The following is a 17,158-nucleotide window of genomic DNA, read 5'->3' as shown; positions in this document are numbered from 1 at the left end:
GAGAACGTGCCTTGGATTGGCCAACCCTGCTCAACCGCGAACGCCTGGGAAAGCCCCTGCACAGCCCGCAAGAGCTGGGTCGCAGCCCTTTCCACAAAGATCATGACCGAATCATCTTCTCCGGCGCCTTTCGTCGCCTGGGCCGCAAGACCCAGGTACACCCGGTGTCGAGCAACGACCATATCCACACCCGCCTGACCCACTCGCTGGAAGTCAGTTGCGTCGGCCGCTCCCTTGGCATGCGCGTCGGCGAGACCTTGCGCGACGCCCTGCCCGACTGGTGCGAGCCGAGCGATCTGGGCATGATCGTACAATCGGCCTGCCTGGCCCACGACATCGGCAACCCGCCCTTCGGTCATTCCGGCGAGGACGCGATCCGTCACTGGTTCCAGCAGGCGGCAGGACGTGGTTGGCTGGATGACATGAGCGTCGCCGAGCGTGCCGACTTCCTCAATTTCGAAGGCAATGCCCAGGGGTTCCGGGTGCTGACCCAACTGGAATATCACCAGTTCGACGGCGGCACCCGCCTGACCTACGCGACCCTCGGCACCTACCTCAAGTACCCTTGGACCGCTCGTCACGCCGACTCGTTGGGTTACAAGAAACATAAGTTCGGCTGCTACCAGAGCGAGCTGCCGATCCTTGAGCAGATCGCCCTGAAGCTCGGCCTGCCACAGCTTGAAGAACAGCGCTGGGCGCGGCATCCGCTGGTCTACCTGATGGAGGCGGCCGACGACATCTGCTACGCCCTGATCGACCTTGAGGACGGCCTGGAGATGGAGCTGCTCAGCTATGCGGAAGTTGAGTCGCTGTTGCTCGGGCTGGTGGGCGATGACTTGCCGCAGACCTACCGGCAACTGGGCCCACAGGGCTCACGGCGACGCAAGCTGGCGATGCTGCGCGGCAAGGCCATCGAACACCTGACCAATGCCGCCGCCCGCGCCTTCGTCGAACAGCAAGATGCCTTGCTGGCCGGCACCCTGCCGGTCGATCTGGTGGAGCACATGCATGGACCGGCCAAGCACTGCGTGCTCAACGCCAAGGACATCGCACGCAGGAAGATCTTCCAGGACAAGCGCAAGACGCTCCACGAGATCGGCGCCTACACGACACTGGAAATCCTTCTGAACGCGTTCTGCGGCGCCGCGCTGGAACAGCACGGCGGTCGCACACCGTCGTTCAAGCATCGGCGGATCCTCGATCTGCTCGGCAATAATGCGCCTGATCCTGACTGGCCCCTGCACACCTCGTTCCTGCGTATGATCGACTTCATCGCTGGGATGACCGACAGCTACGCCAGTGAAATGGCTCGGGAAATGACCGGCCGCTCAAGTCCCCAGTGACCTCACGAACCCGCCTGCGACCAGCAGGCGAGTCCCTGATCGAACCGCGATGCCCCGCGCACCACGCAGAGAAAGCCTACATTTGCCCCGGAATCACCTGATGGAGCCTATGTTCGACCCGCTGAAATAATCCATTCCCTCTTAGTCTGCCACCCGGACTCAATCCGACCCCTCGCTCAACAAGCGCCCGACTTCAGGCCCAACCCCCCGTTCCATGCCTGCTCCTGAAGCCTTGTTCGAAGTAGGTAGTTCGCCTGGAAAATCGCATGTCCAAACAAAACCTGCGCGTATTGCTGGTGGAGGATCATCCCTTTCAACTGGCCGCGACACAGAGCTTGCTCAACAGCTACGGCTACCACCTTCTCACTCCCGCCGCAAACGCCGCCGAAGCACTGAAGGCCATGGCGACCTCGCCGGCACCCTTCGATCTCATGCTCTGCGACCAATGCCTGCCCGATATACTGGGACTTGAATTGATCGAAACCGCCCACCAGCGAGGCAAGATCAGGCAAGCGATCCTGCTCAGCAGTCTCAGCCTCGAAGAGCTCCAGGTGCTCGGCGAGATGGCCTTGTCACGGCAGATTCCCTTGTTGGGTTGCCTGACCAAACCCCTGAATGGCCAGGCCCTGAAAAGCATATTGGCGTTTGAAAGACAGCGGATGGCGAAAAGTCATTCATTGTGAGGGAAAATACTTCAGCCACTGCACCAGACACACAATCCAAGTATATAAATACTACAAATACAAACCCATCAATTTGTAGGACGCTTCCTAATAACCTATAAAAAATAACAAATATTTAACTAATACTCATAACCAAAAAATCTAAAAAGCCGTACATTTCCACCTTTGATTTGCCAAGAGCGTAAGCCAACAGCCTAATTAAAGTAGGAATATTCCTATACAGCTTCTGTAGGCACCTCTATTCATGCGCCTCGGGGTGCAACTGAGCTAATGTGCGCGCTTTCTACGAAGCTCGTATGGGATTTTATTATGAACTCGGTTTTTATCGTCGACGACCACCCCGTTGTCCGCCTTGCCATTCGGATATTGTTGGAACAGGAAGATTGTTATGAAATAGTTGGCGAAACGGACAATGGCGTCGATGCAATGCAGATGGTTCGCGAATGCATGCCGGATCTGGTCATTCTCGATGTCAGCATTCCCAAGCTGGATGGCCTGGAAGTGCTGGCCCGCCTGGACGGAATGAATCTGTCGCTGAAGACCCTGGTATTGACCGGGCAGTCGCCTTCGCTCTTTGCCATTCGCTGCATGCAATCGGGAGCTGCCGGGTATGTCTGCAAAACCGAAGATTTGAGCGAATTAATGAGCGCGGTCAAGGCAGTATTATCCGGCTACAATTATTTCCCTAGTCAAGCGTTGATCGGTGGGCGAAAAGATGAATCGACAAATCCGGAGTTGGAACTTTTCAGACTGGTGAATGACCGAGAACTGATGGTCTTGCAATTGTTCGCTCAAGGTCGGACGAACAAGGAAATCGCCAAGGGCATGTTCCTCAGTAACAAGACCGTCAGTACCTACAAGAAACGCCTGATGCAGAAACTGAAAGCCAAATCCCTGGTAGAGCTGATCGAAATGGCTAAACGCAACGCGGTAGTGTGAGAAAACGGATGCCCACGCGCTTAAAGGATTATCTGGCAATCGTCACGGGAATGCTCCTGTGCCTGTCAGCGCTTGCACAACCCAGCGATGTCACCCACTTCACCCTGCTCAGCCGTTCGGGTAGCGGTCAACTGGAGGTACGGCTCGACAAGGACCAGCGCCGCTGGATACAGGACCAGCGCATGCTGGTGCTGGGCACCTCCGCTCCGGACTATCCGCCGTTCGACATGACGAGCAGCGGGCGTGATTACGAGGGCATCACGGCGGACTATGCGGGCATTCTCGCCAAGACCATGGGGCTGCCCGTCAAGGTATTGAGCTTTGCCAGCCGGGAAGCGGCCATCGAGGCTCTCGAAGACGGACAGATCGATCTGCTCGGCAGCGCCAATGGTTTCGAAGCCGTCAACAAAAACATCTCGCTGTCCGTCCCCTATGCCGTTGACCAGCCCGTATTGGTCACCCGGGAGGGAGAGACCCGCTCATTGACCGACGGCCTGGCCGGCATGCGCCTGAGCATGGTTTATCACTACCTGCCATTGGATGAAATCCAGACCCTGTATCCCGACGCAATCATCCAGTTCCATCCTTCCTACCAAAATGCCATCAACGCAGTTGCCTTCGATCAGGCCGATGTGTTTCTGGGCGATACCATTTCCACCCACTACCTGATCAACAAGGGTTATCTGCGCAATGTGAAAATGGCCAACTTCGGCAAGCATGAAGCCTACGGTTTCAGCTTTGCCGTGCGTGGCGACAACCCGCTGTTGCTGGGCATCCTCAACGGCATTCTCCAGGCCATTCCCACCAGCGAGCGCGAGAGTATCGCCCAACGCTGGAGCGCCGGCAGCGACATCCTGCTGACCGACCACAAGCTGCAACTGACCACTCGCGAGGAACAGTGGCTCAAAGCCAATCCGGCGGTGCGGGTGGTGGTCAACGAGGCCCTGGCGCCCATTACCTTCTTCGATGCCGATGGCAACTTTCGCGGGGTAACGGCCGACCTGCTGGAACTGATCCGCCTACGCACCGGCTTGCGTTTCGAAGTGCAGAAGTCCCGCAGCCTGGACGACATGATCAAACGCATCGGTGGCGGTAGGGCCGACGTCATCGCCGCCATCAGCCCGACCAATGCACGGGAAAACCTCCTGCATTTCAGTCGCCCTTACATGGAGAACTCCTTCGTTCTGCTCACGGCCAAAGGCAAGGACAGCCCCACCAACCTGGACCAGATGCAAGGCAAGCGCCTGACCATTACCCGCGGCAGTCCGCTGATCGACTACCTGCGCAACAACTTTGCGCAGATCCGCCTGGTGGAGACGGATGACAGCCTCAAGGCAGTCGAGCTGCTCGCCCTCGGCCAGGCGGAGGGCGCGGTCGGCTCACTGGTGATCGCCAATTACCTGATCGCCTCACAGGTGTTCGAAGATAAGCTGCAGATCAGCGCGACCATCGGCACCCAGCAGGCGGTCTTCTCGCTGGCCACCGCACGCGGCGCCACCGAACTCGGCTCGATCCTGGACAAGGCGCTGCTGAGCATCGCGCCTGACGAACTGGGCATCGTCAACAGCCGCTGGCGCGGCTACACGCCGGTTTCCGACAGCTATTGGCGCAACTATCACCACCTGATCATCCAGATCATCGTCGGCGCCAGCGTGTTGTTGCTGCTGTCGTTGACGTGGAACGCCTACATGCGCCGCCAGATCCGCCAACGCCAACTGGCGGAGCGCGCACTGAGCGACCAGTTCGAATTCATGCGTGCCCTGGTCAACGGCACCCCGCACCCGATCTACGTGCGCGACCGCCAGGGCCTGCTGCAGACCTGCAACGACAGCTATCTGGAGGCGTTCTCGGCGAAGCTGGAAGATGTCGTTGGCAAAAGCGTGCAGGACGGTGCAAGAACGCTCGGCAACGAGCAGGAGGCCAACCAATACCAGGCCGACTACCTGCGGGTCATCGACAAGGGCACGGCGCTGATCTGCGATCGCACCCTGCATATTGGCGGACGGGAACTGACCATCTATCACTGGATACTGCCTTACCGCAATTCCCTGGGCGACGTGCAAGGGATCATCGGCGGCTGGATCGATATCAGTGAACGGCGCCAGTTGTTCGAGGAGCTGCGTTCGGCCAAAGAGCAGGCCGATGACGCCAACCGGGCTAAGAGCACTTTCCTAGCCACCATGAGCCATGAGATCCGCACCCCGATGAACGCGGTGATCGGCATGCTGGAACTGACCCTCAAGCGCGCTGACCAGGGACACTTGGATCGACCCGCCATCGAGGTTGCCTACAGCTCGGCCAAGGACCTGCTGGAACTTATCGGCGACATTCTCGATATCGCCCGTATCGAATCCGGGCGCCTCAGCCTGTCCCCGGAACGTGTCAACCTGAACGAACTGGTGGACTCGGTCGCCCGTGTGTTCGACGGTCTGGCCCGCCAGAAAAGCCTGGGCCTGGTGATGCCGGCACCGACGCAGGATCGCTCGTGCGACGTGCTGGTCGATCCACTGCGCCTCAAACAGATACTGTCCAACCTGATCAGCAACGCAATCAAGTTCACCGAGCAGGGCCAGGTCAGCATCGGCTTGAGCATCCAGGCCAGTGCGGACCCGCGACAGGTCGACGTGCAACTGCGGGTCGAGGACACCGGCATCGGCATCACCGCTGCCGACCAGGCCCGCCTGTTCCAGCCGTTCGCCCAGGCCGACAACTCCGGTCATCTGGCCCGCAGCGGTGCCGGGCTGGGCCTGGTCATCTGTCGCAGCCTCTGTGAAATGATGGGTGGAACCCTGACACTCTCCAGCGTGCCCGGCCACGGCACTCAGGTTACTGTGTCACTCAAGCTCGACTGTCTGGAACCGCTCCAGGGCGTGGTCGAGGGTAAACCGCAGATTCCTCCCGCCCTGCATGAGCTGAATGTACTGGTGGTCGACGACCACCCCGCCAATCGCTTGTTGATGTGCCAGCAACTGGGCTTTCTCGGGCATCGATTCAACACCGCGCAAAACGGTGCGACTGGCTTGCAGGCTTGGAAGAACGGGCACTTCGACCTGGTCATCGTCGACTGCAACATGCCCGTCATGAACGGCTATGAGCTGACCCGCCATTTACGTGAACATGAGGTCGCACAGGCATTGCCACGGTGCACGGTGCTCGGTTTCACCGCCAACGCCCAGCCGGAGGAGCGCACCCGTTGCCTGCATGCCGGGATGGACGATTGCCTGTTCAAGCCGATCAGCCTGACCGAGCTGAGCCAGAAGCTGGCCGACCTGCGCCCACTCCCCTTCGATCCGCCTTTCAGCGTCGATGGTCTGAACGCCCTGACCGGCGGTAAACCGTTGCTGGTGCGACGGCTGATGGACGAACTGCTCAATAGTTGCCGTACCGACCGCGAGGAGCTGAGCGCACTTGCGCTGCAGTCCGGCCTGGGTGCGTTCATGGATATGGCCCACAAAATCAAGGGTGCGGCTCGAATCATCCAAGCCAAGACCTTGGTCGAGCAATGTGAAAACATGGAGCATGCCTGCGAGCAGAACGTGTCGGCGCACGTGATCGAAAACGCCAGGGAGGCGATCCTCAAGGCCATGTCAAATCTGGAAGCGGCCCTACAACAGCATCTGACCCGACTGACTGACCCTTCCCCCACGCAGGATGATCCTCTCCCGCCCGATAAAGTCCTCTGAGCTGCTTCGAGTTATCCTCCAACCACTCGGTGCAAACCCGCTCCGAACAGTTGCCGTTGCGGGTGCTCCACGAAACGATAGAGCCGGCCAGGCCCGTGCGGGCGGGCTCAGTCGGTCAGGCGCAGGAAAATGGCCACCAGTTGCTCGATGCCCGCCTGGTCCTCCGGGGTGAAGCGCGCCAGGCGCGGACTGTCGAGATCGAGCACGCCGATCAGCTTGCCGTCCTTGACCAGCGGCACCACCAGTTCGCTGTTGGAGGCGCTGTCACAGGCGATATGCCCGGCGAATGCATGTACATCCTCGACCCGCTGGGTTTGCAGGCTGGCCGCCGCCGTACCGCAGACGCCACGCCCAAAGGGAATCCGCACACAGGCGATCTGTCCTTGGAACGGTCCGAGCACCAGTTCCCCATCGCGATTGAGGTAGAAACCAGCCCAGTTCAAGTCATCCAGTTGGTTGAACAGGAATGCCGAGAACTGCGCCGCGTTGGCAATGAAATCACGCTCGTGCGCCAGCAACGACTCCAATTGCGCACAGAGCAGGCCGTAGCCCTCCAGCCCCGTGCCGGCCTTTTGCAAATCGATCATGGTGTCTGCTCCAATAATTTCAATCCGACCCAGTAACGCGCAAACTGATAGGCACAACGACCGTTGCGATTGCCCCGTCCGGTGGCCCAGCGTACCGCCTGGATATCCAGTTGTTCATCACGCTGCCAGCTCAGCCCGGCCTTGAGCGCCAGTTCGCCGATCCAGTGCTCGACCACACTTAGATAGTGTTCCTGGGTAAACGGGTAGAACGACAGCCACAGGCCGAACCGATCGGAGAGCGCAATCTTATCCTCGACCGCCTCGCTGGGATGCAGCTCACCGTCGACCCGCGTCCAATGCTCATTGTCGCTTTGCTTCTCCGGGACCAGGTGACGGCGGTTCGATGTCGCGTACAGCAGCACATTGTCCGGTGCCTGCTCCAATGAGCCGTCGAGCACGCTCTTGAGCACCCGGTAGTCGCCTTCACCGGACTCGAACGAGAGATCGTCGCAAAACAGTACAAAACGCTGCGCCGACTTCATCAATTGCTCCACCACGCGTGGCAGGTCGGCCAGGTGATCGCGCTCGATCTCGATCAAGCGCAAGCCGGCGCCGGCATGTTCGGCCAGCAAGGCGCGGACCAACGAAGATTTGCCAGTGCCACGCGCGCCCCAGAGCAGCGCATGGTTGGCCGGCAGGCCGTCGATGAACTGCCGGGTATTGCGGGCCAGTTGCTCGCGTTGCAGGTCGATACCCATCAGGTCGGACAAGCGCATGTCCAGGCTGACCTCCAGCGGCAACAGGTAGCCGCTACGACCTTCGCGCTGCCAGCGGGCCACCAGGCAATGCTCCCAGTCGATCACCTGGCGCGTGGCGGGCAACAAGGGCTCCAGGCGAGAGAGAAACGCATCGGCGCGTTCCAGAAAGGCATTCAATCGAGCATCCACGACTTTTCCTCGGACAAGTTCACACTCATGATGTCGCGTTGGCGCCCTCGGGCGCGTGAAAAAACAAGCAATAGTCTCCGTCGACAACATATCGGAGCCTCATCACCAGATGCCGCCGACCTCTAAGGATCAGCTATGCTTGCCCGGCGAAGGGAAATGAACGTGGTACATCACCCCATGGATATAAAATTTACCCAGCGCTTGTCCTACAAGCAGGCCTGGTTGACTGTGCTGGTCGGGTTTATCCTGGGAACGCTGCTCAGTCTGGTACAAATAGGCCTCGATTATGCCAGCGAAAACGCGTCCATCAATCGTGAAATCCTCTCGCTACTGGAAATCAGCCACAACCCGGCCTCCAGAATCGCCTACAACATCGATGCCGAACTGGCCCAGGAGCTGACCCTGGGCCTGTTGCATTCTCCGGCCGTACTGCGGGCGCAGTTGATCGATAACAACAAATTGGTACTGGCCAGCGTCGAGCGCCCCCGTCAGAGCGGCAGCTACCGGATGATCAGCGATTACCTGTTCGGTGCCGACCGGCAATTCGAGGATCGGCTGTTTCTCAGTCATCTACCGGACGAATCCCTCGGCACCTTACATCTGGATGTCGACACCTACACCTTTGGCATTCGCTTCCTCAAACGTGCCGAGGTCACCCTGCTCAACGGCTTTGCTCGCAGCCTGATCCTCACCGGCATCCTCCTGGGGCTGTTCTACGTGCTGCTGACCAAACCGCTGGTGGGCGTCATTCGCGCCCTGAGCAGCGCTCAACCGGGGACCGCCAGACAATCGCGATTGGAGTTTCCACCCGGTCATGATAACGACGAGATCGGCGTTCTGGTCAAGGTCGCCAATCAACAGTTCGATACGATGGCCACCGAAATCCAACAACGACGCAACGCCGAGAACCGCCTGACCGACTACCTGGGGCAACTGGAAAACATTGTCTCGGCCCGCACCACCGAGCTCAAGGCGATCAACGCCCGCCTGAGCCAGTCCAACGAAGAATTGAAAGTCGCCCGCAGCACGGCCCTCAATATGGCGCAGGCCCGTTCCGCATTCCTGGCCAACATGAGCCATGAGATCCGTACCCCCTTGAACGGCCTGCTCGGCATGATCGCCTTGTCCCTCGACAGTTCGCTGAATGCCGAACAACGCCACCAACTGTCGATTGCCCATGACTCCGGAAAAGTCCTGGTGGAGCTGCTCAACGATATCCTCGATCTGTCGAAGTTCGACGCCGGACAACTGGAGTTGGAGAAAATCCCCTTCGACCTCGGCGCCCTGATTGAAGACACTGCCAATTTACTCTCGCAAAATGCAGCATCGAGTGTCGAACTGACCTGCCTGATCGACCCGCACTTTCCGGCCCAGGTGCTCGGCGATCCGACGCGGGTGCGGCAAATCGTCAGTAACCTGCTGTCCAACGCCCTGAAGTTCACTCGTTTCGGTCGTGTCGATGTGCGCCTGAGCGTCCGTGACAGCGGGGTGCGCATCGAAGTCTGCGACACCGGCATCGGTATCGCTCAGGAGGCCCAGGCGAAGATTTTTCAACCCTTCACCCAGGCCGGCGCCGGTATCACCCGCCAGTACGGTGGCACCGGGCTCGGGCTGACCTTGACCCATAATCTGTGCGAAGCGATGAAGGGTTGCCTGACCATCAACTCCGAGGTCGGCTTCGGCAGCCAGTTCTGCGCCGAACTGCCGCTGCCCTGCCATACACCGGCCAAGGTGCCGAAACCACTCAAAGGCACGATCATCGTCGTCAGCTCACCCGCCAGCGGCCTGAGCGAACTGCTCAGCAACCAATTGCCGGCCTGGGGCCTGGATTACCGGCGCTACGCAATGGATGAGAGCCTCGCCGGACTGACGGCCGACCTGTTGATTACCGATTGCCCCGAATGCCTGTTCGGGCTCCGCCCGACCATCACCGCACCGATCCTGCTGGTGACCGCCTACGGCAACTTCATGCCCAGCGAACAGGCCGCCACCCTGGCCCCGTTGCAACAACAGGCCCGGCCCCTGGCACGCAATGCGCTGTATCAGATCCTGCGCGACACGTTGCAGGTGGACGACCCGACTGACCCGGCGGTGCCGGCACACGTCAACCCGTCACAACGCCGTGGGCGCATCCTGCTGGTCGAGGACAATCCAGTCAATCAACTGGTAGCCAAGGGCATGCTCGGCAAGCTGGGTTGCGAGGTGATCGTCGCTGCCCATGGCGGCGAGGCACTGAACCAGTTGGAGCAGAAGAACTTCGACATGGTGCTGATGGACTGCAACATGCCAGTCATGGACGGTTACGAGGCCAGCAGACAGATACGTCGCAGCGGACGCTGGCCGCAGTTGCCTATCGTCGCCCTGACCGCCAACGCCATGCCCGAAGAACGCGAACGCTGCCGTGCGGCGGGCATGAATGACTACCTGGCAAAGCCTTTTCGTCGCGAGGAATTGATGGCGTTGCTGGAGCTCTGGGTCCCACCTGCGGCGCCTTGATGCAGGAGACGCGGCGAGTCGAGCAATCGCTCATTCATTTGAGCAAGGCTTCAATCTCGCGGGTCAAGTCCTCGGGTTTGGTCAGCGGGGCAAAACGCTTCACCCGCTCGCCGTCCTTATCGATCAGGAACTTGGTGAAGTTCCACTTGATGCGCTGGGAACCCAGCAGGCCTGGAGCCTCCTTCTTCAACTGCACGAACAGCGGATGCGCGCCGTCGCCGTTGACCTCGATCTTTTTGAACAGCGGGAAGCTGACGCCGTAGTTCAGCTCACAGAACGCGCAAATCGCGCCCTCGTCACCCGGCTCCTGTCGGCCAAACTGGTTGCAGGGAAAACCGAGGACCACCAGGCCCTGATCCTTGTAATTCTGCCAGAGCCGTTCAAGGCCCCTGTATTGGGGGGTGAAACCGCACTTGCTGGCGGTATTGACCACCAGCATGACCTTTGCGGCAAAATCACCGAGGGTCTTTTGCTCGCCCTTGATGGTGGTACACGGGATATTCAGCAGACTTGCGCCCATGTCAGTTCCTCCGTTGAATGCCAAATCCCTACGGCAACGGTGCCTGTGGCGGGACTCAGTCCCGTGGTGCCAGGTTCAGGCACACGGAGTTGATACAGTAACGCAAGCCGGTGGGCGGCGGACCATCCGGGAACACGTGGCCCAGGTGCGCATCGCACTTGGCACAAACCACCTCGGTGCGAATCATGCCGTGGCTGATATCACGAATCTCGACCATTGCGCTATCGCCGATCGGCTCGTAGAAACTCGGCCAGCCACAACCCGAATCGAATTTCGACTTCGAGTCGAACAACGGTTCCTTGCAGCAAATGCAGTGATAGACACCGTCGACCTTGGTGTCATTGTACTTGCCCGAAAACGGTCGTTCCGTGCCCTTCAGGCGACAGACGTTGTACTGCTCCGGATCGAGCATGGCACGCCACTCTTCCAGGCTTTTCTCAAGCTTCTCCATCGTGACACCTCTGCGACTGAAAAACCCCGATCTGTCTCTTTTCGACGGATCGGGTGGCACGTATGATTGCGCCTCGTTGAGCGCCAGTCTGGCACCCTCGCCCGGCGCATTCAAATCGGATTTTCCGAGGGGCGGCGCGGGGCCAGGTAACGCACAGAAAACGCAGTATTGCCACGGCGGCCTCAGCGAGTCGTCTGGATCGTCCATTTTCGGGATCACATCGCCATGCAGGTCAGCAAATCGAACAAGCTCGCCAACGTCTGTTATGACATTCGCGGCCCGGTGCTCAAGCACGCCAAACGCCTGGAGGAGGAAGGCCATCGCATCCTCAAGCTGAACATCGGCAACCTGGCGCCCTTTGGTTTCGAAGCGCCGGACGAAATTCTCCAGGACGTGATCCGCAACCTGCCGACCGCACAGGGCTACAGCGACTCCAAGGGCCTGTTCAGTGCCCGCAAGGCGGTCATGCAGTATTACCAGCAGAAGCAGGTCGAAGGTGTCGGCATCGAGGACATTTACCTGGGCAACGGCGTCTCCGAACTGATCGTGATGTCGATGCAGGCGCTGCTCAACAATGGCGACGAAGTGCTGGTTCCAGCACCGGACTATCCGTTGTGGACCGCCGCCGTGACCCTCTCCGGCGGTAACCCGGTCCACTACCTGTGCGATGAACAGGCCAACTGGTGGCCTGACCTGGCCGACATCAAGGCCAAGATCACCCCCAACACCAAGGCTCTGGTGATCATCAACCCGAACAACCCGACCGGCGCGGTGTATTCCAAGGATGTGCTGCTCGGCATGCTGGAACTGGCCCGCCAGCACAACCTGGTGGTGTTTTCCGACGAAATCTACGACAAGATCCTCTACGACGACGCCGTACATATCTGCACCGCCTCGCTGGCCCCAGACCTGCTGTGCTTGACCTTCAACGGTCTGTCCAAGTCCTACCGGGTCGCGGGTTTTCGTTCCGGCTGGGTGGCGATTTCCGGCCCCAAGCACAATGCCCAGAGCTATATCGAGGGCATCGACATGCTGGCCAACATGCGCTTGTGCGCCAACGTGCCGAGCCAGCATGCGATCCAGACGGCCCTCGGCGGCTATCAGAGCATCAACGACCTGGTGCTACCGCCCGGTCGCCTGCTGGAGCAGCGCAATCGCACCTGGGAGCTGCTCAACGACATTCCCGGCGTCAGTTGCGTGAAGCCCATGGGTGCGTTGTACGCCTTCCCACGGATCGATCCGAAGGTCTGCCCGATCCACAACGACGAGAAGTTCGTGCTGGACTTGCTGCTCTCGGAAAAGTTGCTGATTGTCCAAGGCACCGCGTTCAATTGGCCATGGCCGGATCATTTCCGCGTCGTCACCCTGCCGCGAGTCGACGACCTGGAACAGGCCATCGGGCGCATCGGCAACTTCCTGAAATCCTACCGCCAGTAATCTCCTACAACCCGCTGCGATTCAGGAAAGAGTGGCAGCGTGGTTTCTCTCTCATCGGTTGTTTTTTGTATGCGCATGCGTCACTTGCCGAGCTGTCCCGCAGGGTGCTCTGAACGGCTCTGCGGCAAGGCTTTCGAAGTAGATGCAGGCGCTGGCGCGAGAAAAAACCGGCTCCCGCGATTCGGAAATGACTGGCAGGATTCTAGAATCGAGCTGTAGGACACAGTTTGAAATAATCACCCGGTTGAATAGGCACTAACGGCACCTTATATACCCCGCATGACGCTACATCTTTAGATGAGGAGAAACTTTCAACCATGATGCGCATCCTGCTGTTCTTGGCCACTAACCTGGCGGTCGTGCTGATTGCCAGCATCACCCTGAGCCTTTTCGGCTTCAACGGGTTCATGGCGGCCAACGGGGTTGATCTCAACCTCAATCAGCTGCTGATCTTCTGTGCGGTCTTTGGTTTCGCCGGTTCGCTGTTCTCGCTGTTCATCTCCAAGTGGATGGCGAAGATGAGTACCAGTACCCAAATCATTACCCAGCCACGCACCCGCCATGAACAATGGTTGCTGCAGACCGTCGAGCAACTGTCTCGCGAAGCCGGGATCAAGATGCCGGAAGTCGGCATTTTCCCCGCTTACGAGGCAAACGCCTTTGCCACCGGCTGGAACAAGAACGACGCCTTGGTGGCCGTCAGCCAAGGTCTGCTGGAGCGTTTCTCGCCCGATGAAGTGAAGGCCGTGCTGGCCCACGAGATCGGCCACGTGGCCAATGGCGACATGGTCACCCTGGCGCTGGTGCAGGGCGTGGTGAACACTTTCGTGATGTTCTTCGCGCGGATCATCGGTAACTTTGTTGACAAGGTCATCTTCAAGAACGAAGAAGGCCAGGGTATCGCCTATTACGTGGCGACCATCTTCGCCGAACTGGTCCTGGGCTTCCTGGCCAGCGCCATCGTCATGTGGTTCTCGCGCAAACGCGAATTCCGCGCCGACGAAGCCGGCGCCAGCCTGGCCGGTACCACCGCGATGATCAGCGCGCTACAACGCCTGCGCTCCGAACAGGGCCTGCCGGTGCACATGCCCGATACCCTGAGTGCTTTCGGCATCAACGGCGGCCTGAAACAGGGCCTGGCGAGGATGTTCATGAGCCACCCGCCGCTGGAAGAGCGTATCGACGCTCTGCATCGTCGCGGCTGACAGCCACGAAGTACGCACCAAGGGCGGCCATCGGTCGCCCTTGGTGGTTTTCAGCGGCGCTTCTCTAACCGGTACACCCGCTCTTGCAGACGCGTTACCCCCGCCTGAAGAAACTTCCAACTCCCGTCGAGCACATCCCGCTCTTCTTCCATCCGTAACTGCCAGTGTGGTTCCAGCAAGTGCCGAACCTCATCATCGAGCACCGCGAAAGGCGGGCCCTTGAGTTGCGCTTGATCGTAATCAAGGGTAATCAATAAGCCCTGGCAACCACCCGGCAGGATACGCCTCAGATGCGCCGCGTAACGCTCACGCATCTCGGGCGGCAGGGCAATCAGCGCCGCACGATCATACAGTGCGGTGCAGTCGGCGACGTCCGCGGCGGTCAGGGCAAAAAAATCACCGCACCAGAGTTCCAGCGAGCCTGCCTCGTAGATCCGCAAGGCACCGTGTTCGCGTACTTGGGGCACGAGCGCCTGTTCGGCGAAAAAAGCTTCCACGGCCTTCTGCGACAACTCCACTCCCCGTACCCGCAATCCCTGGGCCGCGAGCCAGGCCAGGTCAAGGCTCTTGCCGCAAAGCGGCACCAGCACCTGCGCCTCGGGCTCCAGCGCCAGCTCAGGCCAGAAGCGTTGCAGGCAAGGGTTGACCTGATCCAGATGAAAGCCAATCTGGTTGAATTCCCAGCGTTTGTGCCAAAACTCAGGCTGCATGATTTACCTCAATAAATTCGATTAAAATCCGTCAGAACCTCTATTAGATTTAGCTTAATGAGCTGATCGAAAATAATCTCGCCTTAATGCGAGGGGCCTCCATTATGCTCTCAGGCTCGTTTATCTCACACGATTCGCCGATCTTACCCTGAGGGCGCCGAAGGTCTGTACGGTTAGTTCGACTGAAGCGCCAGAGCCGAATCGCAGACAAAAAAATCCCCGAACCAGTTCGGGGATTTTTTATCGATCAATCAACACGGCATCGATCAGCGCCTATCGATCAATCTTCGCGATAGCGACGCAGCTTGAGCTGCTTGCCGGCCACACGGGTGTCCTTCAGCTTGGTCAGCAACCGCTCCAGGCCATCTTCCGGCAATTCCACCAGGCTGAAGCTGTCGCGCACTTGGATGCGACCGATAGCTTCACGCGCCAGGCCACCCTCGTTGAGGATCGCACCCAGCAGGTTCTTGGCGGCGATACCGTCGCGCGCGCCCAGCGCGGTACGGCAGCGAGCACGGCCTTCAGCCAGCGGAATCGGTGCACGACGCTCACGATCGCTACGCTCGGGACGATCACCCGAACGCTCGGGACGATCGCCACGTGGCGCATTGTTCGGCACCAGTGGACGCTCTTTCTCGATAGCGGCCAAGTTCAGCGCTTGACCATTGGTAGCCTTGCGCAGCAGGGCTGCGGCCAGCGCACGTGGGCTGCAACCGATATCGGCGGTCAGACGATCGAGCAGATCACCGTGGGTCGATTCAGCATCGGCCACCAGCGGCGACAGGCTATTGGTCAGTTTCTTGATGCGGGCATCAAGAACGGCCTGGGCATCCGGCAAACGGACTTCGGCAACTTTCTGACCGGTCACACGCTCGATCACTTGCAGCATGCGCCGCTCACGCGGAGTCACCAGCAGCAGCGCACGGCCTTCGCGACCGGCACGGCCGGTACGACCAATACGGTGAACGTAGGATTCCGGATCGTATGGCATGTCCACGTTGAATACGTGGGTAATGCGTGGAACGTCCAGACCACGAGCCGCCACGTCGGTAGCCACGACGATGTCCAGGCGGCCATCCTTGAGGGAATCGATCACGCGCTCACGCTGGTTCTGGGCAATGTCGCCGTTCAGCGCGGCAGCCTTGTAGCCTTTGGCTTCCAGGGCACCGGCCAGGTCCAGGGTCGCTTGCTTGGTGCGCACGAACATAATCAGGGCGTCGAAGTCCTCGACTTCCAGGAGGCTCAGCACTGCCGAGGTCTTCTGGTCGGCGTGAACCAGCAGGTGGGCCTGCTCGATCGCGGTGACAGTCTGGGTCTTGCTCTGGATCTTCACGTGCTTGGGATCGCGCAGGTGACGCTCGGCGATGGCACGAATCGATTGCGGCAGGGTGGCCGAGAACAAGACAGTCTGACGGCTTTCCGGCATGGCCTTGAAGATGACTTCCAGGTCATCCATGAAGCCCAGCTTGAGCATTTCGTCGGCTTCGTCGAGAACCAGGTGGTTCACGGTCGCCAGGACTTTTTCGTCGCGACGCAGGTGGTCGCACAGACGGCCCGGGGTGGCGACAACGATCTGTGCGCCGTTCCGGATGGCTTTCAATTGTGGGCCCATCGGCGCGCCGCCGTAGACAGCCACGACCGTCACGCCCGGCATCTGCTTGGCGTAGGTTTCGAAAGCGGTTGCAACTTGCAGCGCCAACTCACGGGTTGGGGCCAGGATCAGAGCTTGCGGCTCGCGCTTGGACGGATCGATGCGGTGAAGGATAGGCAGGGCGAAAGCGGCCGTTTTACCGGTACCGGTTTGTGCCTGACCAATCATGTCGTGACCGGCAAGGATGATCGGAATTGACTGCTGCTGAATGGCCGAAGGCTCTTCATAGCCGGTAGCGACTACTGCAGCGACAATATTGGGATGAAGTTCAAGAGCGGCGAAGCCGCCGATTTCCTGGGTCATGGGTCTGCCTCTAAGTGCATCCGCAAAGACCCATGCTTCAAAGCCGCACATGCCGTGTAAGACTCTGAGAGTCACCCTGGCAGCTTTGTCGGCGGGGATTTGCGAAAACGATTGAATGAAAGAATCGTCAAGGATAGTTCGCAGGGCGAACAGCAGCCGAAGCTGACTTCGGGGAATTGCATTACCTAAACGCGGCCCGGTTAAAGGCCGGCGCGCACTATACCGGAATTGGCGAAAAAAGGGAGATTTATTTATCGGCAAAA

13 protein-coding genes are annotated in these 17,158 nt (G+C 59.4%); 7 read left to right on the top strand and 6 right to left on the bottom strand.

Features of this window, described 5'->3' with window-relative positions; translation table 11 throughout:
- Nucleotides 1-11 precede the first annotated feature (11 nt).
- The 4 genes from AWM79_RS10380 to AWM79_RS10365 all read left to right on the top strand — a co-directional run bounded on the left by AWM79_RS10380 (nt 12) and on the right by AWM79_RS10365 (nt 6,648).
- On the top strand, nt 12-1,343 hold the full coding sequence (locus AWM79_RS10380) for a deoxyguanosinetriphosphate triphosphohydrolase (protein WP_017131788.1): 1,332 nt from the start codon (nt 12-14) through the stop codon (nt 1,341-1,343).
- A gap of 266 nt (nt 1,344-1,609) precedes the next feature.
- A complete protein-coding gene (locus tag AWM79_RS10375) occupies nt 1,610-2,026 on the top strand; it encodes a response regulator (protein ID WP_017131787.1) in 417 nt (138 codons plus the stop codon).
- A gap of 309 nt (nt 2,027-2,335) precedes the next feature.
- Nucleotides 2,336-2,965, top strand: coding sequence for a response regulator transcription factor (locus AWM79_RS10370; RefSeq protein ID WP_017131786.1), 630 nt, complete (start codon nt 2,336-2,338; stop codon nt 2,963-2,965).
- 8 nt (nt 2,966-2,973) lie between these two features.
- The gene (locus tag AWM79_RS10365; RefSeq protein ID WP_026013155.1) at nt 2,974-6,648 is read left to right on the top strand and encodes a transporter substrate-binding domain-containing protein; all 3,675 of its coding nucleotides are present in this window, start codon (nt 2,974-2,976) and stop codon (nt 6,646-6,648) included.
- Between the two features lie 107 nt (nt 6,649-6,755).
- Here AWM79_RS10365 and AWM79_RS10360 read toward each other — a convergent pair whose 3' ends face one another.
- Together AWM79_RS10360 and AWM79_RS10355 are read right to left on the bottom strand one after the other, a co-directional pair.
- Nucleotides 6,756-7,235, bottom strand: a complete 480-nt coding sequence (locus AWM79_RS10360; RefSeq protein WP_017131784.1) for a GAF domain-containing protein — start codon at nt 7,233-7,235, stop codon at nt 6,756-6,758.
- Entirely contained in the window at nt 7,232-8,122 is an 891-nt protein-coding gene (locus AWM79_RS10355) for an ATP-binding protein (RefSeq protein ID WP_060782769.1), read from the bottom strand. The genes AWM79_RS10360 and AWM79_RS10355 overlap by 4 nt, the downstream gene beginning before the upstream one ends.
- A 177-nt stretch (nt 8,123-8,299) precedes the next feature.
- Between AWM79_RS10355 and AWM79_RS10350 the strand changes: the two genes are divergently transcribed.
- Nucleotides 8,300-10,618 carry a hybrid sensor histidine kinase/response regulator gene (locus AWM79_RS10350; RefSeq protein ID WP_026013154.1) on the top strand — a complete coding sequence of 773 codons (2,319 nt, stop codon included), beginning with the start codon at nt 8,300-8,302 and terminating at the stop codon, nt 10,616-10,618.
- Nucleotides 10,619-10,652: 34 nt separating this feature from the next.
- Here AWM79_RS10350 and AWM79_RS10345 read toward each other — a convergent pair whose 3' ends face one another.
- Both AWM79_RS10345 and msrB read right to left on the bottom strand, forming a co-directional pair.
- Nucleotides 10,653-11,138 (bottom strand): glutathione peroxidase, encoded by a 486-nt coding sequence (locus tag AWM79_RS10345; RefSeq protein ID WP_017131781.1) that lies wholly within the window; start codon nt 11,136-11,138, stop codon nt 10,653-10,655.
- A gap of 55 nt (nt 11,139-11,193) precedes the next feature.
- The gene (msrB, locus tag AWM79_RS10340; protein ID WP_017131780.1) at nt 11,194-11,589 is read right to left on the bottom strand and encodes a peptide-methionine (R)-S-oxide reductase MsrB; all 396 of its coding nucleotides are present in this window, start codon (nt 11,587-11,589) and stop codon (nt 11,194-11,196) included.
- Nucleotides 11,590-11,814: 225 nt separating this feature from the next.
- Here msrB and AWM79_RS10335 point away from each other — a divergent pair, with 225 nt between their 5' ends.
- Together AWM79_RS10335 and htpX are read left to right on the top strand one after the other, a co-directional pair.
- The gene (locus AWM79_RS10335) at nt 11,815-13,026 is read left to right on the top strand and encodes a pyridoxal phosphate-dependent aminotransferase (RefSeq protein ID WP_060782768.1); all 1,212 of its coding nucleotides are present in this window, start codon (nt 11,815-11,817) and stop codon (nt 13,024-13,026) included.
- A 317-nt stretch (nt 13,027-13,343) separates the two neighbouring features.
- The gene (gene htpX / locus AWM79_RS10330; protein WP_017131778.1) at nt 13,344-14,231 is read left to right on the top strand and encodes a protease HtpX; all 888 of its coding nucleotides are present in this window, start codon (nt 13,344-13,346) and stop codon (nt 14,229-14,231) included.
- A gap of 50 nt (nt 14,232-14,281) precedes the next feature.
- Here the strand turns inward: htpX and AWM79_RS10325 are convergent, their stop codons facing one another.
- The gene (locus tag AWM79_RS10325) at nt 14,282-14,941 is read right to left on the bottom strand and encodes a thiopurine S-methyltransferase (RefSeq protein ID WP_017131777.1); all 660 of its coding nucleotides are present in this window, start codon (nt 14,939-14,941) and stop codon (nt 14,282-14,284) included.
- A 280-nt stretch (nt 14,942-15,221) separates the two neighbouring features.
- Nucleotides 15,222-16,895: a DEAD/DEAH box helicase gene (locus tag AWM79_RS10320; RefSeq protein WP_017131776.1), complete on the bottom strand. Its 1,674-nt coding sequence runs from the start codon at nt 16,893-16,895 to the stop codon at nt 15,222-15,224.
- Between the last annotated feature and the right edge of the window lie 263 nt (nt 16,896-17,158).

Source organism: Pseudomonas agarici (assembly GCF_001543125.1).
GTDB lineage: Bacteria > Pseudomonadota > Gammaproteobacteria > Pseudomonadales > Pseudomonadaceae > Aquipseudomonas > Aquipseudomonas agarici.
This window is presented reverse-complemented; position numbering and strand designations above follow the sequence as displayed.